This window comes from Oscillatoria nigro-viridis PCC 7112 (genome assembly GCF_000317475.1).
Classification (GTDB): domain Bacteria; phylum Cyanobacteriota; class Cyanobacteriia; order Cyanobacteriales; family Microcoleaceae; genus Microcoleus; species Microcoleus nigroviridis.
Map to the genome: position 1 here is coordinate 1334938 of NC_019729.1, position 22022 is coordinate 1356959.

16 protein-coding genes and 1 tRNA gene are annotated in these 22022 nt (G+C 45.6%); 13 read left to right on the plus strand and 4 right to left on the minus strand.

Annotated elements, in window-relative coordinates; translation table 11 throughout:
• The first annotated feature begins 86 nt into the window (after positions 1–86).
• The 13 genes from OSC7112_RS05775 (at position 87) to OSC7112_RS35395 (ending at position 17620) form a co-directional block, all read left to right on the plus strand.
• Positions 87–2654, plus strand: coding sequence for a calcium-binding protein (locus OSC7112_RS05775; protein WP_015175026.1), 2568 nt, complete (start codon positions 87–89; stop codon positions 2652–2654).
• Positions 2655–2929: 275 nt separating this feature from the next.
• Positions 2930–3001: transfer RNA gene (locus OSC7112_RS05780), tRNA-Gly, on the plus strand.
• A 54-nt stretch (positions 3002–3055) separates the two neighbouring features.
• Positions 3056–4003, plus strand: coding sequence for an oxygen-dependent tRNA uridine(34) hydroxylase TrhO (gene trhO / locus OSC7112_RS05785; RefSeq protein ID WP_015175027.1), 948 nt, complete (start codon positions 3056–3058; stop codon positions 4001–4003).
• Positions 4004–4591: 588 nt separating this feature from the next.
• Positions 4592–5248, plus strand: a complete 657-nt coding sequence (locus OSC7112_RS05790) for a glutathione S-transferase (protein WP_015175028.1) — start codon at positions 4592–4594, stop codon at positions 5246–5248.
• A 357-nt stretch (positions 5249–5605) separates the two neighbouring features.
• Positions 5606–8941 carry a protein DpdE gene (gene dpdE, locus OSC7112_RS05795; RefSeq protein ID WP_015175029.1) on the plus strand — a complete coding sequence of 1112 codons (3336 nt, stop codon included), beginning with the start codon at positions 5606–5608 and terminating at the stop codon, positions 8939–8941.
• The gene (locus OSC7112_RS39395) at positions 8931–9101 is read left to right on the plus strand and encodes a hypothetical protein (protein WP_190274333.1); all 171 of its coding nucleotides are present in this window, start codon (positions 8931–8933) and stop codon (positions 9099–9101) included. The genes dpdE and OSC7112_RS39395 overlap by 11 nt, the downstream gene beginning before the upstream one ends.
• 152 nt (positions 9102–9253) lie before the next feature.
• Positions 9254–11182 carry a response regulator gene (locus tag OSC7112_RS05800; protein ID WP_015175030.1) on the plus strand — a complete coding sequence of 643 codons (1929 nt, stop codon included), beginning with the start codon at positions 9254–9256 and terminating at the stop codon, positions 11180–11182.
• Positions 11183–11443: 261 nt separating this feature from the next.
• Entirely contained in the window at positions 11444–14875 is a 3432-nt protein-coding gene (locus tag OSC7112_RS05805) for a PAS domain S-box protein (RefSeq protein WP_015175031.1), read from the plus strand.
• Positions 14876–15059: 184 nt separating this feature from the next.
• Positions 15060–15440, plus strand: coding sequence for a response regulator (locus tag OSC7112_RS05810; protein ID WP_015175032.1), 381 nt, complete (start codon positions 15060–15062; stop codon positions 15438–15440).
• A gap of 116 nt (positions 15441–15556) precedes the next feature.
• Positions 15557–16015, plus strand: coding sequence for a hypothetical protein (locus tag OSC7112_RS05815; protein ID WP_015175033.1), 459 nt, complete (start codon positions 15557–15559; stop codon positions 16013–16015).
• A gap of 101 nt (positions 16016–16116) precedes the next feature.
• Entirely contained in the window at positions 16117–16497 is a 381-nt protein-coding gene (locus tag OSC7112_RS05820; protein ID WP_041622944.1) for a response regulator, read from the plus strand.
• A gap of 378 nt (positions 16498–16875) precedes the next feature.
• Positions 16876–17202, plus strand: coding sequence for a response regulator (locus tag OSC7112_RS05825; RefSeq protein WP_015175035.1), 327 nt, complete (start codon positions 16876–16878; stop codon positions 17200–17202).
• 220 nt (positions 17203–17422) lie between these two features.
• Complete coding sequence (locus OSC7112_RS35395; protein ID WP_015175036.1) at positions 17423–17620, plus strand: hypothetical protein; 198 nt, start codon at positions 17423–17425, stop codon at positions 17618–17620.
• 73 nt (positions 17621–17693) lie between these two features.
• On the opposite strand, the gene OSC7112_RS05830 is transcribed toward OSC7112_RS35395, so the two are convergent.
• The 4 genes from OSC7112_RS05830 to OSC7112_RS05845 all read right to left on the minus strand — a co-directional run bounded on the left by OSC7112_RS05830 (position 17694) and on the right by OSC7112_RS05845 (position 21658).
• Entirely contained in the window at positions 17694–18926 is a 1233-nt protein-coding gene (locus tag OSC7112_RS05830; RefSeq protein ID WP_015175037.1) for a pentapeptide repeat-containing protein, read from the minus strand.
• Between the two features lie 107 nt (positions 18927–19033).
• Positions 19034–19672, minus strand: coding sequence for a Uma2 family endonuclease (locus OSC7112_RS05835; protein WP_015175038.1), 639 nt, complete (start codon positions 19670–19672; stop codon positions 19034–19036).
• A gap of 195 nt (positions 19673–19867) precedes the next feature.
• Positions 19868–20452 carry a Uma2 family endonuclease gene (locus OSC7112_RS05840; protein ID WP_015175039.1) on the minus strand — a complete coding sequence of 195 codons (585 nt, stop codon included), beginning with the start codon at positions 20450–20452 and terminating at the stop codon, positions 19868–19870.
• Positions 20453–20491: 39 nt separating this feature from the next.
• Positions 20492–21658 (minus strand): pentapeptide repeat-containing protein, encoded by a 1167-nt coding sequence (locus OSC7112_RS05845; protein WP_015175040.1) that lies wholly within the window; start codon positions 21656–21658, stop codon positions 20492–20494.
• Positions 21659–22022: the final 364 nt, after the last annotated feature.

The window sequence follows — 22022 nt, forward strand, 5'->3', positions numbered from 1 at the left end:
TTGGGAAAAAGCACTGATAGATAATTAGGGCGTAGTAGCTAAGTAAAATTAGCCCTCGCCTGTTTACAGTAAGCAGGAAAAAGACATTGGCAGTATTGACGGGTACATTGACAAATGACAATCTCATCGGCGGGCCTGAGAATGACAACATCTCAGGGCTTGAGGGCAATGACACCATTGCTGGCTTAGATGGCAACGACACCTTGCTCGGCGGTGCAGGAAACGACAACGTAAATGGGGGTGGAGGAAATGACTCCCTGATTGGCGACAGTGGCGATGACATCCTGGATGGGGGTATCGGCAATGATGTTCTCAATGGAGGTGGTGGCAATGATAGTCTCGCTGGTGGCGATGGAGATGACACGCTGCTAGGGACTGGGCCTAGCACCTTGGATGGCGGTGCGGGCAATGACTATCTCAGTGGTAGTGGTAATAGCACCTTGGATGGCGGTGCTGGCGATGATACGCTCAGTGCCGGATTTGGCAGTGGGAATGTGCTGCGAGGCGGTGCAGGTAACGATCGCTATCTCCTGCGGGATTTTAGCCAGAATCAGCTTCAAATTCAGGATACAGGTGGCATCGATCGCCTAGACTTTGTTGATTTTAGCAACGATGTCAGTACCAGCCCTACCCTGTCACTGTCGCTGTCATCGGGAAATACAGGCTTGGCCCGCCAAGGCACGAGTTTACTGATTGACACCAACAAAGACGGTATCGTCAGGGCTACCGATGACGTGGTAATTTCCGACTTCTTCGGTGCATCGGCGACTGTTGAAGGTGTTGGCTTTATCGAAACTGTCGGCAATCTCGCTGGTACGGAGATTCTCGCGGCTAATTTGACTGAGGCTACGGCTGTACCCGGAAGCAGTGCAAGCACCGGCACAGCAGGCAACGATAACCTCACAGGCACTATCGGTAATGACAACATCTCAGGTTTAGAAGGCAATGACACCCTTGTTGGCTTAGATGGCAACGACACCTTGCTCGGCGGTGCAGGAAACGACAACGTAAATGGGGGTGGAGGAAATGACTCCCTGATTGGCGACAGTGGCGATGACATCCTGGATGGGGGTATCGGCAATGATGTTCTCAATGGAGGTGGTGGCAATGATAGTCTCGCTGGTGGCGATGGAGATGACACGCTGCTAGGGACTGGGCCTAGCACCTTGGATGGCGGTGCGGGCAATGACTATCTCAGTGGTAGTGGTAATAGCACCTTGGATGGCGGTGCTGGCGATGATACGCTCAGTGCCGGATTTGGCAGTGGGAATGTGCTGCGAGGCGGTGCAGGTAACGATCGCTATCTCCTGCGGGATTTTAGCCAGAATCAGCTTCAAATTCAGGATACAGGTGGCATCGATCGCCTAGACTTTGTTGATTTTAGCAACGATGTCAGTACCAGCCCTACCCTGTCACTGTCGCTGTCATCGGGAAATACAGGCTTGGCCCGCCAAGGCACGAGTTTACTGATTGACACCAACAAAGACGGTATCGTCAGGGCTACCGATGACGTGGTAATTTCCGACTTCTTCGGTGCATCGGCGACTGTTGAAGGTGTTGGCTTTATCGAAACTGTCGGCAATCTCGCTGGTACGGAGATTCTCACAGCTAATTTACCAGACTCACCCACAGCGCCAACACCCACAGCCCCAACACCCACAGCCCCAACACCCACCGCGCCAACACCCACGGCGCCGACACCCACAGCGCCGACACCGATTGCACCCACCCCACCGATTGCACCCACCCCACCGATACCCACACCGGTTACGACACCCACACCGGCTACAGCACCAACACCCGTTTTCACTCCCGCACCGCCTGTGACGATCGCACTGCCGATCGCACTCACAGTCACCAACGCACCCGCACCGACAGGCTCAGCGTCAGGGAATATCGGCAGCAACAGCAATGACGCGATCGTGGCGATCGACGCTAACATTCCCGTCTACGGCAACAAAGGCAACGATACCTTAATCGGCAATAGCGAAAACAACACATTCTTCGGAGGCAAAGGTGACGATGCCTTATTTGGCGACGACGGCAACGATCTCCTATTTGGCAACGACGGCAATGACACCGTGATTGGAGGCGACGGTAACGATATCGAGTTAGGAGGAAAAGGTGAGGACGTTTTGTATGGCGGCGACGGTAACGATGCCATCAGCGGCGATCTAGGCAACAATACTTTAGCCGGCGAAGCTGGAGACGACAACCTCTACGGCGGTAAAGATAACGATGCTTTGCTCGGCGGTACTGGCAACGATTTCCTCTACGGCAAAGAAGGCAACGACATTCTGACTGGCGTTGACGGCACTGCTGCTAATCCAGGGCGAGGCGAAATCGATACGCTGATTGGCGCTGAAGGCAACGATACTTTCTTGCTGGGAGATGCCACCAAGTTCTATTACAACGATGGTGTCGATACCGCCACGGGCGCAGGCGACTACGCTTTGATTGTCGGTTTCAACCCGAGTGAAGATATCCTCCAACTTCAAGGTGCTCCTAGCACTTATCAGTTAGGTGCTTCACCCGAAGGATTGCCTGCTGGTACCGCTATTTTCAAGAAGACTTCGGGCGCGGATGAATTGATTGCGATCGTCCAATCAGTTTCTTTCCTGGCTATTGACAGCACCTCTTTGCGCTTCGTCTAACGGCAAAGTTCCATCCCCCTCGATCGGCGGTTGAAACCGCTTCTTTTCAAACGAAGTCCCTCTCTAAGAGACTAAGAAATTTAAGTTAGATTAAGTCCTGCCTTTGGTGCAGGACTTTTTTTGTGCGGTGGATGGGCGATCGGCTGCCGCCCAAAATTGATTGTCAAAATGCTATACTCAAAATCAGAAAATAGTTGTACAATATTTTTCTAGTCGTTTTTTACCGATCGACCTCCAAAGTGAAAGCAGGTGAAAGCAAGTAAAAAACACTAAGCGCGGGCGTAATTCAGTGGTAGAATGTCAGCTTCCCATGCTGAACGTCGTGGGTTCGAGTCCCACCGTCCGCTTTGACTGAATTTTCATAGAAGTATGAAAATTAATTAGTGCTATCAATTCAATCTATGGCTGATTTCTTAACCGCTGCTTTATATAAGTTCGTTGAACTACCTGATTTTGCTGAGCTGAAAGCACCGCTACTCGATTGTTGCAACAACAACAACGTCAAAGGCACTATCTTGCTGGCCGAAGAAGGCATTAATGGCACTATTGCCGGCTCGGATGAGGGCGTACACGCAGTGCTGGCATTCTTGCGTAGTGACCCGCGTTTTGCGGATCTGGTACACAAGGAATCTTTTTCGGAAACAGCACCTTTTTACCGCCTGAAAATACGCTTGAAGCGCGAAATAGTCACGATGGGAGTACCGGACATTAATCCCCGCCTCATGGCGGGCAAATATGTTAAGCCTGATGAGTGGAATAAGCTGCTTGACGATCCCGATGTTGTCGTGGTTGATGTGCGTAACGAATTCGAGGTATCTATGGGTACTTTTGAAGGCGCTATTAATCCAAAAACAAAAAGCTTTTCTGAGTTACCGGAATGGGTGCTGCGGGAAACTGCTTTACGCAATAAACCTAAAGTGGCAATGTTTTGTACGGGTGGTATTCGCTGCGAGAAATCTACTGCTTTTTTGCGTACTCAAGGTTTTGAGGAAGTCTATCATCTCGAAGGCGGAATTTTAAAATATTTGGAAACGGTGCCGGAAGCAGAAAGTCGTTGGGAAGGTGAATGTTTTGTCTTTGATGAACGGGTTTCTGTTGGTCAGGGCTTAAAGCCGGGTAATTATGAACTTTGTCGCGGTTGTCGTCACCCGATTAGTCAGGAAGATAAGGCTTCTGAATTATTTGTACTTGGTGTGAGTTGTCCTCATTGTCATGACTCCAAAACTGAAACCAAAAAACAAGGCTTATCTGAACGTCAACGTCAGATTGAGCTTGCTAAGCGTCGCAACCAAGTACATATAGGCGCGCGCTACGAGGCGAAGAAAAAAGTAGATGAGTCCTGCGACTAATAGTATTATTCACTAAGCTCAAAGAAACCCGGTTAATACGAAAAATCTTGTTTGGCGGCGAGAAATATAGAAAGAAACCGGGTTTCTGACTCGTGTAGTAAGCTGTCGGGCATCTTGCGTTGTATTTTTTGGGCGGGCGGGACGCCCACCCCACAAGAATTGCATCAAACTTGACTGTAAAATTTAGATGCGCCTCACCTGATTGGGAGCATCTCAATGAAAGCAGCCCTCCGCTAGAAATAGGAGTTAGGAGTCAGGAGTCAGAAGCTAGGAGAAAAGAGTCAGAAGTCAGAAGTCAGGAGCCAGAATCAGTGTTTTTACAAATATGAGATGCTCCCACCTGATTAGCACTATGCTCAAAGAAACCCCGTTTCGACGAAAAATCTGGTTTGGCGACGAGAAATCAACGAATAAACCGGGTTTCTGACCCGAAAAACCCGATCGCGCGATCGACTAATTATATCGTTTCCGGTTCCATCGGAATAATAAAATCCACTCAACAGTTAACACTCAACCATTCAGTTTTTCGACCCCCAGTCAACAGTCAACAGTCAACAATAATTCCGGTGCAACCGGAATTGATATTATATGTCAGCAACATACCCGATTTTGTATTCCTTCCGCCGCTGTCCCTATGCTATGCGCGCACGCTTGGCCTTGATGGTTAGCAATCGGGTGTGTGAGTTGCGGGAAGTTGTTTTGCGAGACAAACCACCAGAGATGTTGGAAGTATCTGCCAAAGGTACGGTACCAATATTGATTGATGTTGACGGGCGGGTACTCGATCAAAGTATCGATATCATGCTGTGGGCATTGAGACAACACGATCCTGAAAAATGGTTGATGCCACAGCAAGGTTCTGTTACAGAAATGCTGGAACTAATCGCTCTATTTGATGATAGGTTTAAATATCATCTTGACCGTTATAAGTACCCCGATCGCTATCCCGGTGTTGATGCTCAAGTACATCGTTATGAAGGTTCTTTATTCCTGGAAAAACTCAACTCACAGTTAAGCGCCACTAAATATTTGTTTGGTAACAATGTAGCATTAGCTGATATGGCGATCGCACCTTTTGTTCGTCAATTCGCTCATACCGATCGAACTTGGTTCAACGAACAGCCTTGGCCTGGGCTACAAGCTTGGTTAGTAGAGTTTACAGAGTCTGAAATTTATACTAATGTTATGCAGAAATACCCGAAATGGGAATCCGGTAATCCAGGTGTAATTTTTCCTTCCTCGTAATTAGTTATTCAGGACTTACGCACTCAAGGGCGTTGAATCAATGGTTTGAGATTGTTGCACTACGTTCTCTAATGTTAGTTACCGTGCCTTATATCTTGCACCATTCTCAATTAGCATTTTAGGAACAGGCTTTCCGGCCCGTGAAGCAAGAAAATTTATCTTTTGTGGAACGGGCCGAAGAGCCCGTTCTTGAGAATGGTGCAAGATGTGAGTTACCATGCTAAACTTATTTTTTTCAGAAGACAAGATTGAGTGTCATTTGACTAGAAAAGTGACGCAGGCAAAAATCGCATTTTGCTAAAATTTTTAACTGGAAAGGATTGATTGTAATCTAGTAAGTATTGTCAGGTTGTAATTATGATTGATGTTGGTTCGTTAGTGCGATCGCCCAGAAACGATTTGGGAGTTGGAAAAGTTGTCGAGGTATCGCGTACCGATGCCGTAGTTGAATATTTTTGCTCAGTAAAAAACCGCTTCCGCAAAACTGTACCCTTGGGTTTGCTGCAAGAAGCCAGACTTCAGCGCCAAACCCGCTGCTACCTCTGGAGCACAACTCAGGAAAGATGGATAATTGGGCGAGTTTATGACTGGGATGAAGATAAATTAGAGTACGAAATTGACCTGCCCGACAGCCAAAGTTTGCAAGCTGTTGAAACCGAACTGTACGTTCGCTGCAATATCCCGATCGCCGATCCGATCGACATTTTAGCAGTCAAAGGCCAAGAAACGCCGTATTTTCACGATCGCCGATTGGCATTCGTTCAATCTGCGATCGAACAGCGGGCCGTCAGCCGCGGCATGACCGGTTTAATTTCTGCTAACATAGACCTCTATCCGCACCAAGTTGAAGTCGTCCGGCGCGTCCTAGAAGACCCAATCGTGCGCTATTTATTGGCAGACGAACCAGGACTGGGAAAAACAGTAGAAGCCGGGACAATTCTCCGCCAATTTCTGCTAGATGAACCCAACGGACGCGCTGTGGTACTGGTTCCGAAATACTTGCTCGAACAGTGGCGGCAGGAGTTGGAAAATAAATTCTATTTGTCTCATTTTGCTGACCGAGTGCAGCTTGTTGCTGTTAGCGACATCAATCAAATTAGCCGCAACGCCAACCTAGATTTTCTGATTGTGGATGAAGCGCATGATGTGGCGGCAATGGCACATTCGAGCGATCGCGCTCAGCAGCAGTGCTTTGAACTCTGTCAGAAACTAGCTCAGAAAAGCAAAAATGTATTGTTATTATCTGCAACGCCAGTTCTCGGCCGCGAGCAAGATTTTCTAACGATGCTGCACTTGCTAGATCCCACAACTTACCGTATTGATGACCTGGAAAGCTTCAAAGAACAGGTGCAAAACCGTCAGGAAATCGGCCGCGCTTTGCTAAATTTCCGAGAAAATGCCAAGCCGGCTGTTTTGCAAACAACACTCGCTCAACTTCGCACTATTTTTGCAAAAGATGATTATTTAATCGGATTAGCAACAGAGTTAGAAAGTTGTTTGAAAACTAAAAAAACCGCAGAACAGCCTCGCCTTGTCCGAACTATTCGCACTCATGTTAGCGATACCTACCGCCTGCATCGTCGCATCCTTCGCAACCGCCGGGATGCGGTTGAGGATGTGATTTTCGATCGAGATGCTGTCCCAAAAACCGAGTACGATCTGAATGATGAACAGTGGTCGGAAATTCAAACCGTACTCGATCAATGGCGCACAGTCGCTCCAAAATCTAGCGAATATCAGAGAATTTTTCTGCTATTTTTCCGCGCTTCCGGTACTTGGCTGAGTGTTTTAGAACGGGTGGTCAAAGCTCGCTTGCAGAAAAAATCAACTCCAGAACTCGATCGCGAATTCGGACAAAATGACACGGCAATTTTGACCAAAACGGCGCTGTTTCCCGAAGAAAGGGAAATACTAGAAACCTTGCTCAATACCCTGGAAAAGCCCCAGGAAGGACTCGACCGACTGAGTTTGTTACGAATCGCGATTCTGCGATTTCTCGCAGTTGCTTTGAAGGTTCCGCGCGAGTATCACAGCAATCCTCGCGATTTGCTGTCGAGAATTCAACAGCAAATTAAACGGCCGATTCCGGGGGAGCGTTTCCCGAAAATTGTGATTTTTACCAGTTTTACTGCAACTTGTAAAGAGATTGCGGAAAATTTAGCTAAAATATTTGGTAAAAATGCGATCGCCAGCCATGACACGAGCAAATCGGCTGATGATGTTGAGGCTAGTCTCAAGCGGTTTAAGACACAGCCTCATTGTTTTATCTTAGTGTGCGATCGATCGGCGGAAGTAGGGGTAAACCTGCAATTGACAGATTGGTTAATTCACTTCGATTTGCCGTGGTTTCCCAACCAGTTAGAACAAAGACTCGGCAGAGTCGATCGCATTGGCAGCAAAATGGGAGTGCAATTTTGTTTGTTTGCAGGCCCGGATTTGCCGGAGAGTCCCCACGAAGCTTGGTTTCAAGTTTTAAAAGATGGGTTTAATATCTTCAACAAATCTATTGCCAGCCTTCAGTTTTATGCTGAGGAAAAAATTCTCAAACTAGAAGAAAAGTTGTTTGCTGAGGGAGGCAAGGGCTTATCAAGCGAAATAGAAGCGATTAAAACTGAAATCGAACAAGAGAAAATCAAAATTGACGAACAGTACGTTCTCGATGAAATTGATACTCTTGATGACAGTGCATCTCAGTATTTTGAATCTCTAGACAACTGCGATGCTAAGCATAAAGAAATGCAGCGGGCTACTGAAGGTTGGTTGTGCCAAGCTCTTCACTTCAAACAAATCGAACATCCGAGTATATCGGGGTTGCTGCGCTATCAACCTACTCAAAAAACTTTGATTCCCTCAAACGATTTGAGAACCAGATTGATTCCTTATTGCCAGCAATATGGCAGTTACAATCGCCGTATTGCTCATCAGAATGCGGATGTCGCTCTTTACCGCATTGGTGAGGGATTGATCGATGCACTTGGCTCTTATATTCGCTGGGACGATCGCGGTCAAGCTTTTGCCATGTGGCGGCATGATGAAAGTTGGGATGCGGAGCCTGGAAAGGAGTGGTTCGGCTTCCAGTTTAATTATTCCATCCAGACTGATGTGCAGCCGGCCGAGCAAGTTTTGCAAGCACAAAACATCGAAAATTACAACTTGAAAGCTTTGCAGCGCCGCGCTGATGCTCTGTTTCTCCCCTGTTTTGAAACTGTGTTTGTAGATGCTCGCAGCGAGCGGATGTCTCTGGTGGAAGATGCGGAACTTCTGGCGATTTTGCAGCGGGCTTATAAGGGGAAAGGCGGGCCGAATCGGGATTACAATTTGTCGAAAAATCGCACGTCGCTGCTTGACAGTTTTGTCGATCCCCTAGAATGGGATGATTTTTGTCAAAAGGGACGGGTGGTATCGGAGGAGTTGCTGCGCGGGCGATCGGCTTTTGTGGAAATGTGCGATCGATCTGCTGTCACTGCTGCTATCCAACTCGAAAACCGGGTGAATCAATTGCAATTGCGCTTGAATCGACTTTCTAAATCCGAACAACTTTTAGAATCGGTTTTAGCTGATGAAATCAATACGGAAAGTTTGTTGAGTGACGCGGTTTTAGCTGGTATTCGCCGCCCGCACATGACTCTTGAGTCTGTGGGTTTTATTGTGATTTCTGGGCGTCCTCCGGTAAAGTCGGAGGATGAAGGATAATTTGTTTGGGATGGCGATCGCTCTTGTGGAGGGCGATTCCCTACCCTTCGGAAACCCCTGCGGGAAGATAGGTTCACTGCAAGCTTTTTTTGAACCGCAGATGCAGGCAGATAAACGGGGATGGACGCAGATGAATGGAATGGGGATCAGTCTTATGTAACGTGCGGAAGTGACAACTATTTTGAGGTGATGGGACTGCAACAATGGTAAGATAGAAGCAGTAGTAACGACTACCAGTGATTTAGTTAAAAGCCACGCTTCAGCCTGACATCAAAGCGCGTCATCGCACGGGAATTGAACCGCACAGCCAAAATGAAGAAGTCTCCGATCAAAATTCTGCTAGTAGAGGACGATGGATGGCTGAGTGCAACACTGGCAAAGGTGTTGGACGCAAATCATTACGGGTTCGATCTGGCAAATGATGGACAAGTGGGGCTAGACTTGGCAGCAGCAATTGAGTACGATCTGATTTTGTTAGACGTGCAGGTTCCCAAACTAGATGGAATTAGTCTATGTCGGCAACTGCGATCGCAAGGCTACCACAAACCGATCCTGTTAATGACTGCAAATGATTCAGATGCGGATGTGGTGGCTCTTTTCGATGCGGGAGCCGATGATTACGTCAGCAAGCCTTTTGCTACGGAAGTATTACTGGCAAGAATCCGAACTTTATTGCGACGCAGTAAAGCACTTTCCCCAGGATGTTGTACTCAGAATTCAGCGGCTAATACATTGACTTGGGGAAATCTTTGTTTAGATTTAGATTCTGGTAGAGTGACATTTTGCGAACAAATAATTTCACTGACAGCGACAGAATATAATCTGCTGGAATTATTGCTGCGAAATCCCGATCGCATCTTTAGTCGCAGTGCTATTTTGGATCGTCTGTGGGGATTTGATGAAGCACCAACCGATCGCGCCATTACCACTCATATTAAAGATGTCAGAAAGAAACTGAGGGCAGGCGGCTTAACTGAAGAAATCATCGAAACAGTTTATGGCATGGGCTATCGGCTGAAAGCGTACCCCCAATCGGCGCCCTTTAAATTCAACAAGTTGGCCGCAAAGAGTACCGAAAAACATCAATCTCGCCGGGTATATAAGTCCGAGAGCGACAAATTGTTAGAGCGGTTTCGGGGAGACCTCAACCAACAAATTGCTGTATTGGATCGGGCAAAAACTGCTCTATTAGCAGGAAATTTAGAAACAGAATTACAGGAAGCGGCAAAAAATGAAGCTCATAAATTGGCCGGCTCTCTGGGCTGTTTTGGTTATCCCGAAGGGTCGAACTTGGCACGCTCAGCAGAGAATTTGCTAATAAACGATCGCTCTTTGACTGCTGAGGAAATTACCGAATTCTCGGAATTGGTGACAGGATTACAGCAGGAATTAGCCAAAACACGGATTACATCAGCGGCTGCACGAGTTGCTACTATTTCTACTTTCAACTATCGGGTTTTGGTAGTTGATGATGATGCTGCATTAACGGAGCGATTGAAAGTAGAATCCGAAGCTTGGGGATTGCGGATGAAAATTGCGCCGAATATTACTGCTGCCCGATCGCGTCTTGCTTTGTCAATGCCCGATGTGATGTTACTAGATTTAAGCTTTCCAGAGACAGAGGAAGATGGATTGACGCTACTGCGAGAGCTCAACGAGCGATCGCCTAACCTGCCTGTAATTGTCTTTACCGGACGAGATAGCCTTGCCGATCGCTTGGCAGTATCGCGCTTAGGTGCTAAGCAATTTCTCCACAAACCTGCAACCAGCGAGCAAATTTTTCGAGCGATCGCCCGTGTTCTACCCAGTCCCCAAACTTCAGAAGCCAAAGTCTTAATTGTAGATGATGACCCTGTGATGCTGGTTCTATTATCAGCGTTACTGACTCCTTGGGGAATAGAGGTGACAAATCTCAAAGAACCACAGCAATTTTGGGAGGTGTTAATTAGCACTGAACCGGATTTAGTAGTGCTGGATCTAGAAATGCCGATCGTCAGCGGCTTAGAATTGTGTCAGGTCGTCCGACAGGATATCAAATGGGAAAATTTACCGATTTTGGTCGTGACAGCCCATACCGATCCAGAATCTCTCCAACAAGCCTTTGCAGCGGGAGCCGATGATTTTATTACCAAGCCGGTACTAGGGCCTGAATTAGTCACGCGGGTACTCAGCCGAATCAAGCGCGCTCGTCCTTTACTTAAGCCGAGAAATATAGGACTTACCCATAGCCTGAATATATAGTGTTTTATAGGAGCGAACCCCCCGTGGTTGCCCCATACCTGGGATGATTGCGTAAGCTGTTGGGGCATTTAAATTGTATGTCAAAAAAAATTAAAGTCTTGTGGGGTGGGCGTCCCGCCCGCCCTGAATATACAAGCCCTGAATATACAATTTAAATGCGCGACAGATTAAGTCCTAAAATACTTAAATAGAACTTACGCACGAGGGCTAAAAACCCGGTTTCTGCATCAATCTAAAAAATGTAATTAATTAAGTAGATTCATGATAGAACATACTGATGAGGATTATGGAAAATGGCAACAACAGCCACAGCAAATCCTGGCTAAAACAGCAGTTTCTCTCCCCGAATCCCTCAAACTAGAAGATATTTTTAACACTACGGTAACAGACCTCAGAAACATTCTGCAATGCGATCGCGTAATTATCTTCCAATTTGCTCCAGACTGGAGCGGAAAGGTTGTCGTAGAGTCAGTTGGTTCAGAATGGACAGCAATCTTATCCACTCAGATACACGATCCTTGCTTGGGTGAAAGCTATATAGAACCCTTCAAACAAGGCTTATTCACCTCTCAATCAGATATTTATCATGCCGGAATTGATACTTGTCACCGGGAATTCCTGGCAACTTTTCAAGTTAGAGCTAACCTAGTTATTCCTATCCTTAAGGGACAAGAACTTTGGGGATTATTGATTGCCCATCAGTGTGCCAAACCTCGCGAATGGCAACCATCAGAAATTGAGCTCATGCAACAGGTAGCAACTCAAGCTGGAATAGCCATTCAGCAAGCTGATTTATTGGATCGATTACAAACGGAACTAAGGGAGCGGCAACAAGCAGAAATTGCCCTACAACAACTCAATACTGAACTCGAACAACGAGTCATAGAAAGGACAGCAGAACTCACTGAAGTCAACCATAGCTTGCAACAATATATCAATCAAGTTGAAGACCTCTATAATAATTCTCCCTGTGGGTATCATTCCCTAGATGCAGCAGGAACAATAATTATGATTAATGATACCGAACTGAAGTGGTTAGGCTATACCCGCGATGAAATTGTGCACAAAAAATATGTCGATTTAATGACCCTTGAAAGTAAAAATATTTTTTATCAAAACTTTCCCGTCTTTAAAAAACAAGGCTGGATCGAAAATTTAGAGTTTCAGATATTGACTAAAAACGGAAAACTAATTTGGATTAACTTAAATGCTACAGCAATTTATGATGAAGCAGGTAACTTCATGATGAGTCGTTCTAGCGTATTTGATATCACCGCTCGCAAACGTACTGAAGAAGCCTTCCGCCAATATGAACGCATCGTATTCAGTACAAGAGATGGGATTGCGCTGATGAATATTAACTATATTTATCAAATAGCCAATCAAGGTTATTTGACTTGGTGCAACAAATCTGAAAGCGAAGTAATCGGAAATTCGGTGAGGAATATCCTGGGTGCAGAGTTGTTCGATAACTTCATTCAACCTCGCTTAGATAAATGTTTGGCTGGAGAAACAATTCAGTATGAAAAGTGGTTTGACTCTCCCAATTTAGTACCGCAATTTTTGAGCGTTACCTATACGCCTTTCCGTGATGCAGGCGAAAATATTGTAGGGGTAATCGTTAGTCTGCGCGATCTGACTAAACTTAAACAAGCCGAACAAATGCTGGAGCTTCAGGCTGTCATTACCCGCAACATGGCCGAAGGCATTTGTTTAGTAAGAGCAGATAATGCAGTTATTGTCTATGCCAATCCTAAATTTGAGCAGATGTTTGGCTATGACTTTGGCGAACTCAACGGTCAGCACGTTTCGATTCTCAACTATGCCACCGAATCGGTCAGTCCTGAAGATGTAAATCAAGCCATTCGGTCTGCCGTTTTACACAGGGGTGAATTCAGCTATGAAGTCCATAATGTCAAGAAAGATGGCACTCCCTTTTGGTGCAGTGCCACTTGCTCTGTATTCAATCATTCCGACTACGGCGATGTTCTGGTGGCCGTTCATCAAGATATCACAGTAGCGAAGTACCTCGAAGAAGTTCGACAAGAGGCGGAAGCAGCCTTACTGCAGAAATCCCGAAAGGAACATTTGCTATGGAGGATTACTCAAGGGATTCGCCAATCTTTGGATCTGAATGCGGTTCTAAATACTGCTGTTACTGAAATCAGGCAGACATTACAAACCGATCGCACTGCCATTTACCGCTTTAATCCTGATTGGAGTGGTGATTTTGTCGTGGAGTCAGTTGGTGAGGATTGGGTAAAACTGATAGGAAGCGAGCTTCAAAAAAATTGTGTAGATACCTATCTGCAAGAAACTCACGGCGGTCGATTCCGCAATCATGAAAAGTTGGTTATTAATAATATTTATAGCGCCGATCTTCAACCATGTCATATCGAGCTAGTGGAACAATTTCAAGCAAAAAGTTATGCTGTTTTCCCGATATTTTTGAGAGAAAAGCTCTGGGGTTTGTTAGCTATCTACCAAAATAGGGCACCTCGTCAATGGCAATCGTGGGAAATAGAATTACTTGAACAGATTGCCACCCAATTGTCGATCGCCATTCAGCAATCCAAACTCTACCGACAACTTCAGGTCGAACTGCAAGAACGCAAGCAAGCCGAAGCCACGATCCGAGAAGCCGAACGACGCTGGCGATCGCTCTTGGATAACGTGCAGTTGATTGTTGTCGGACTTGATATAGAGGGAAATATTAATTACGTTAATCCTTTCTTCTTAAAACTCACAGGATATACTCACCCAGAAGTTTTAGGAAAAAACTGGTTTGAAAAATTTTTACCCAGTTCTTTTCAAGAATCAATTAAAGTTGTTTTTGCTGAAGTTTTAGACCATAACTATCATGCCTATTATCAAAATTCTATCTTGACAAAATCCGGCGAGGAAAGATTTATTGCCTGGAACAATACCATGCTGCAAGATTCAGAGGGAAACATCATTGGAACTATCAGCATGGGGGAAGATATTACCGAACGACAAAAGCTAGACCACATAAAAAATGAGTTCATTGGTATTGTCAGCCATGAACTTCGCACTCCTTTGGCAGGAATTCAAATGTCATTGGGACTAATAAAAAGTGGGGTTTACGATAAAAAGCCCGAAAAATCTAGACGCATGATTGAAATTGCTTTCCTCGATACCAATCGATTAGTGAACCTGGTGAATGATATTTTAGATTTGGAGCGCCTAGAATCCGGGCGGGCAATTGTCGAGAAAACCGTTTGCAAAGCGGCCGATTTGATGCAGCAAGCAGTAGAGAGCATCCAGGCGATCGCTACTCAACAGCGGATATCATTAATCGTTACCCCCACGGATGCAGAAGTCTGGGTAACAGGAGATGCGATCGTCCAAACCTTAACTAATTTGCTCAGTAATGCGATTAAATTCTCACCTGCCGATTCCACAATTCATCTGAGTGCCGAAAACCAGACAGACTTTGTGCTGTTCCAAGTTAGGGATCGCGGACGAGGCATTCCAGCAGATAAACTCGAACTGATTTTTGGGCGATTTCAGCAAGTCGATGCCTCCGACTCCCGCGAAAAAGGAGGCACAGGTTTAGGTTTAGCAATCTGTCGCAGTATTGTTGAGCGGCATGGCGGCAAAATCTGGGCGGAAAGTATCTTAGGTGAAGGCAGCACATTTTGCTTCACCCTACCCTTAGCCGCCGTAGAATAACGCTTATAGCCTTTCGAGCGTAACATGAGGTGCTCTCGCGGGCGTAGGCCTCCGTGGCCTCCGCGGCCTCCGTGGGCTGGAGTGGGCATCAGTTGCGATCGGTGTGTACCTCATTTTATTGAGAACCGCTATAAATTAATCTGCAGCATCAATCCAAAATCCAAAATCTCCAATCCAAAATCCCATGACAGACAGACAAATTCTAGTTGTTGACGATGAAGAACACCTTCGGGAACTTGTGCAAGCCTGCTTAGAAGATTTAGGCGGATGGGAAACAGTGGGGGCACGATCGGGAGAGGAATGTTTACAAATACTGCAAACTGAACAACCCAACGCTATTTTGCTGGATGTATCTATGCCGGGGATGGATGGGTTTGATGTGTACGAGACCCTCCAGTCCGATCCGATTACCCGATCGATTCCAGTGATTCTGCTGACAGCGAAAGTTTTGCCCAGCGATCGGGCTAAATTTGCCCAGATGGCGGTAGCTGGGGTAATTGCCAAACCCATCCAACCCATCACCCTGACGGAAGAAGTAGCAGAGATTTTGGGATGGGTTGAATAACTTTCACCATTTTTGTGAATTTTTGTAACAATAACGGCATCTTTACCAATTCCTTACCGTTGCTATTTAGTCTCTTGTTATGCAGCTAACAGTTCTTTGCATTAAGAGGAGACTCAATGAATGCTTTTCAGGCTTTTAATAATGTAAATCAGGATCTGGCAGGTTCATTTTCCGGTTGGCCCGCTGGTTGTCAGCAATCCACACTTGGGATTGCTCAGACAGAGGAAACACCGATCCCAGGTATTAAAATTAAAGAAAAGGATATGACACTTATCCTTAAAGTTCACATTTCTGACATTCATCTTGTCAAATTGAATCTCCAAATCACTCCAGAAACTGTTTTAATTAAAAGTAAAGCTACCGAAGCTGCGGGAGTAGAAGGTGATTTCCTTCCTAGTGGATTTCAAAGTCTCATCCCGTTGCCCCACCGCGTACATCCTGAAACCTATGGAAATGAAATACACTCGGATGGTTTAACACTTCAGCTTGCTAAAGAATTGAGAGTTCCGCCATCCCAAGTTCGGATTCAACTCTCAACTGCAAATTTGAGCGATTGCTTAAAAATGTATATTTGAGACCCAATTGGCAATCGAAAAATTCATTTCTCATCAACCCAAATAAAATGAACGCTTTGCAACTAGCTAATTATGAGGACAGTCTCCTGCCCGAAAACAAGATGATAGGGAAAAAAATTCTCATCGTTGATGACCAAGAACACCTCCGCGAACTGATACAGTTGTGCCTGGAAGACCTCGCGGGATGGAACACCCTGGTGGCCGCATCAGGACAAGAATGTTTACAAATCCTACAAACAGAACGACCTAACGCTATTTTGCTGGATATATCAATGCCGGGAATGGATGGGTTTGCCGTGTACGATCTCCTCCAGTCCGATCCGATTACTCGATCGATTCCAGTGATTCTGCTGACAGCAAGAGTTTTGTCAACCGACATGGCTAAATTTGCCAAAATGGGTGTTGCTGGGCTAATTCCCAAACCATTTGAAGCCACCACCCTGCCGGGAAAAGTGGCAGAGATTTTGGGATGGGATGATTGACACTCCCCGGTATGGCAGACGCAGGATTCTTAAGAATTTACAATCTTAGTATCCCTATTGGTAGGCTTCCCAAACTCACCCTGGGGGCGTGGCAATCCCCCCAAAAACCCAGACAGGGTTACTATTTTACAGGCTGTTCAAAAAAAAAAAGAAGCCTTTGTAAGTTATTGGTATGACTACAAAAAGACTTTTATTAATTCACAAAAATCTGACTGTAGCGGAGGGTAATCCAGGCTTGCTTGACTGATGTTGTAGGTTGGCAAGTCAATCGATTGCGCGATTTTAGATTTTAGATTTTAGATTGACTTGCGCGAGATAAATGCTCTTTCTTGAGGGTTCTCGATTTTCGATTTTGGATTGATTCCACGGATAAATCACGTGGCGGGTACCATTAAGAAATTATTGGTCAAAGTTGCGGGTTCGACTTTAGAAGGATTGCGACAAGCAAGTTCCTATCAGCCAGATGCGATTCTTTGGGAGGTTTCTATCGGCGAAATAGATGGATTGCGATTTGTCAAACAACTAAAAAGCCAACCTGACACCGAAGGGATTCCGGTTCTGCTGCTAACTCTCAAAGCCAAATGGTCAGATTTACAACAGAGTTGGTTCCACAAATCTCAACTTGCAGCAGCGATCGTCAATCCTCTCGATCCAACTATGCTTGCCGTTGAGATTGCGAAGGTTTTGGGTTGGGATTTAGACTGAGTATCGTCTCTGGGAAGCTGGGGATTGTTGGATACAATTTCTCTCAGTTATTGCTATTTTTACGAAATCTTTCGATTTGCATCAATTCCTTAACAACAGTGTATTCTTTACCAAATCTTTATTTTTTATCTCTACATTCATAGAGTTGCTGCTTTAACACAGCTTACAGCACTTGGCAACAAAAGACAAATACACTTTGGTCGATAAAAAAGAGGTTTTTATGACAAGCTGTCCTTGCTGCACGAATCAAATGCTGCGTCACGTTCGCCACAGTCAAGTATACTGGTTTTGCCGTCAGTGTTGGCAAGAAATGCCTGTTTACCCTCTTAACAGCTACGGTTCATCGCCCTCTATAAATGTAGTTAGAGAGTTAAGGATTAAGAAGCAACTTTTTTCAGAGGCGGTAGTTTTAAGGTGAAATTCCATCGCACAGGCGTCACGCCCGTGCCACAATGGAGGCGGAAGAATAAAAGGGATATCGCACTTACGGGCTAAACCTCTTCAAAAATTGCGCCTCGCTGCTGTAGATTCACCTGCATCTCCTCATCGATTCCTGAATTGTTCCCGAATCTGGCTGACTCGACATTCGCACCGCTGAAATTAGTATTTGTTAAGTTCACTTCCAGCAGATTAGCGCCGCTCAAATTGGCACCGCTGAGGTTAGCTAAAGCCAGACTTGCTTTGTGCAAATCTGCGCCGCTTAAATCAGCATTTCCTAAGAAAGCCCCACTCAAATCTGCACCGCCGAATTTGGCATTTTGCAGGTTGGCGTCGCTGAAATCGGCATCGTTTAAGGTTGCACCCCGGAAATTGACCCGATCGAGATTTGCGCTGCTAAAATCCACTGCACTTAAAGTCGTTCCGCGCAAGCTGCTACCCGCGAAATCTAGTGCGGGATTGAGATTGGCGATTTTTGCCAACTCTGCAAAGTTGTCCGTTTCAGCGGAAATAATGCGATCGACCATTTCCTGCAATTGGGATTCAGCTTCTGGGACACTTTCTTCTTTAGGCTGTTCAATCGGAGGCAAATTGTAGGATAATAGCGCCCAACTGAGAGCAGGTTTGAGTTTATTTGCGTGCAGGTATACAGTCAGGATTCTTTCTAAAACCGAATGTTGATTGGGCGTAATTTCGTGCGGCCACAAACCCTCAGCATCTGTGAGATAAATATCTTCTTTAGCCACTTCAAAAGCCGCCGCCATCCGAAATTCTTTGGCAGTAATTTCTCCCAGCTTAGCACTTTTTAGCAAACCTTTTAATACTGATTTGCCTTGTTCTACTGCAAAAATCCAAGCTGGCGTCGTATCATCGCTGATTGTGGAAACGTGACAAAATATGCTCTCTGTTTCCTTGATTTTTTCCGCCTTCTCGCCGCCCTGAACTCCCCGCTGACTTTCGCTCACTAAAATTTCTGCACTGCTTTGAATTGGCAGGGTTTCTTCAATTGGCAAAAGCTTGAAAGAACCGACTAACTGACGTGATGCTACGGGTATTTCGCAGTTTTCTAGATGGAGTTTGAGCGTCCCGCCTTGCAGACCAAATTTGACGCGACCACCTAGCAGGGGTTCCCAATGCTCGTTAAAATTCAGGCTCAAGTGAATGTCGAGCTGCTGGGTTTGGGGTGCAACCGATGGCACTGGAATTGCTTCTAATTGCATCCACAAGCAATCTGGGTATTTGTTGTGAGAATCTAGCGATCGCATATCGGGTAGAATTGCTGGCACTACCAGCCTGTAATTGATATTTAAATTAGTTTATCGTCTCTATTTTATCACAACACAGCTTTTTATCCTGGATAAATTTGTAAATTTTGTTTAACTTCCTCCGCCCTTCATTGGTTTTGCTGAATTTGGCTTTTTACCCAATTCCGAAATGCTTTTACTAATTCCAAATAGTCCATTGTTTCTGATTGTTCCAAAAATCTGACAATCTCTAATATCGGTAAGCTGGGAAATGCTAAACTGATCTCGCCCTCAAGGTATTCTCCATTTTCTAATCTGTTGATTCTGAGTCGCGATCCATTATAAATCCAAACTTCCGGCACTCCCAGATCCGCATAAACCTGCAAGCTATTTTCCGAACGGCTGGTAATATCAATTTCCACCACTAAATCCGGCGGCGGATCTTGATTCAGGTCGATTCTTTTTTTGCCTTTAACTGCACTAATATTTTGGATGTAAAAACATTCATCCGGTTCTGCACCGCTAAGTTCAGGACGTTTGAAAGTTGTGGAACCAAGAGGCTCAATTCTCACCTCTAATTCTTCCGCTAAGGTTTCAACAAATCGACCCATTATTGTTTTGAAGCGTTCGTGTTCTGGAGAAGGTACCATAATTTCAAGATTGCCGCGATTATATCTCAGTCGAATTTGCCGATCGCCGATTTCGGCAAGCAAAGTTTCGTAGGTTTGCCAACTGATACCCGATAGCTGGACAATTTGTTCGGGCGGGGAGAGAGTTTGAGCAGTCATCTGATTTTAGATTTTAGATTTTAGATTTTAGATTTCTCCCGCGAATAAATCCCGGGTCAGAAACCAAATTGTTTGGGAGGAGAGTGCTAGTTTTATGCTCGATCGCGTTTGCAATTTTATATTATATCATCGAAAAAAGCTCGATCGCTGTTTAATTACTGAGTTAAAATATGTGCGGTCGAGCCAGATTTTTTACTAACCAATCTGCGCCGGAAATACCGAAGATAAATCTAGAGACAACTCGGGAAAACCCGGAATTACCACCGTCTGATTTGGCAAAACAACTCGTTGCAATTGATAACTATAACTCCCGTTTTGTTTCTGATAAGGTTCGCTGTGCATTTCCAGTTGGTTGTCAAGCAAATTAAATATCCAATAATTAGGAATCCCTGTTTCAGCATAGAGAGGCAACTTCGTTCTCCGATCGTACTTCAACGTAGAATCGGCAACCTCAATTACCAACAAAATATCAGCAGGCTCCGGGTGAGAAGATAAATAATTGTCAGAACGATTGCGGGCAATAACAACATCAGGCTCTGGTTCGCTATCATCCGTCAAAATAATGGGTTCTTGACCGCGCACGATCGCCCTTTTTCCCAGCAGCGGGTACAACTCTCCTAACAGCAGCGAATTACAAACAGAGTGAAACGTACCTTTAGCAGCCATCATAATAATTTCTCCGCGAATCAATTCAACTCGGTCATCGGGGGCGAAAAATCCCAGTTCTCCCAAACGGTGATATTCGGCGATCGAGAATCGTTTTGCAGTTACGGCAGTCATAGCTTTTATTACCCTCTACAATTACCAACATTTCCAATTCTACTCAAAAATTCCACCCCGTGCGGTCAATTCAACCTTCACGGCTTCCGAAATTCCCAGACAACCAGAAAAGTTCGCATTTTTCACCACCGTATTTTTCAAATCAGCGCGGCTCAAATCAGCACCGTTTAAATTCGCACCGCTCAAATTAACACCACTTAAATCAGCATTCTTGAAATCTGTATTTGTTAAATTTGCATTTACTAAAATCGCATTCGGTAAATAAGCACTGCTCAAATTGGCGCCGGTTAAATTTGCACCGCTCAAATTCGCGCGGGGCAGCTTTGTCCGCAAATCAGCACCGCTCAAATTGGCGCTGCTGAGTTCAGCATCCCGCAAATTAGCATTGCACAAATTAGCATCAATTAAAATAGCAGCGCTCAGCAAAGCACCGCTGAGATCGGCCAAAGTCAAATCTGCGCTTCGGAGGTTGGTTTCGCGCAAATCCGCACCGTTAAAATCAGCGTAGTGCAAGTCAAAACCGCTTAAGTTAGCTCCGGCAAAATCCTCAATCGGATTCAAACCAACTGTTTCTGCAAGTTGTACAAAACTATTATTTTTATTAATTAAAAACTGTTCCCGGAAGATTGCCAATTGCTGCTGTCGGTACTGGTTAGCCTTCTCGTAATCTGCTAGATACTTGTAAGCAAGCTTCAAATTTTTGAGAGCATTGCGCTCAATGCGATCGTCCTTGCAGGCGCGCGCGATCGACAACTGCTGGTGATAGCATTCGATCGCACCAGGCAAATCTCCCTTAGCATCGTAAGCTAGCGCCAAATTGCCCAAAGTTTCCAATTCAGAGCGCCCGTCGCCAGTGTCCCGCGCGATCGCCAAACGCTGTTTCTGGTAATCAATAGCACCAGAAAAATCCTCCAGAGCACAGCAAGCATTGCCCAGATTTCCCAAAGCATTTGCCTCACCCCGGCGATCGCGAATTTCCCGCGCTAACACCAAATGCTGCTGGTAGCAGTCGATCGCCTGAGCGTAATTTCCCAGCGCTTCGTAAGCTACGCCCATATTACCCAGCGCCGCACCCGATCGCCGCTTATCGTCCATTGAGCGATACAGCCCCAGCGCTTGCTGCCAAGAACCCAGCGCCGCCTCAAATTGGCGCGCCTGATATTGCGAAATCCCCTGCTTGATTAGCTCGCTAGCTTGTTCGCTCATAATGTCAAAATTAGTTAATAACTAAAGTTGATATTAATCGACTCAAAGCGGTAATTGCTAATCGGTAATCGGTAATCGGGCATCGGTACGGCCAATCCTCCTCTCCCCCATCCGTATTTTCACGTCCGTGCAAAAAAAAAGACAAAAAAAAGAGAGAGCTACCTAAGTAACTCTCTCTGCCATCAGGGTGCATCTACATAACACAATATAACACGATTGGTATGAGGGGTGTCACCCCCAAACGTAAAGATGTTGTAAAGAAATCTATATTAATTATAAAGTTACCATCCAAAGAGAAGGGCCAGAGGGCGGCGAGCTCGGGAAAAACCGATCGCCCGCCGCTGTATCCGCTACACGAGCCCCT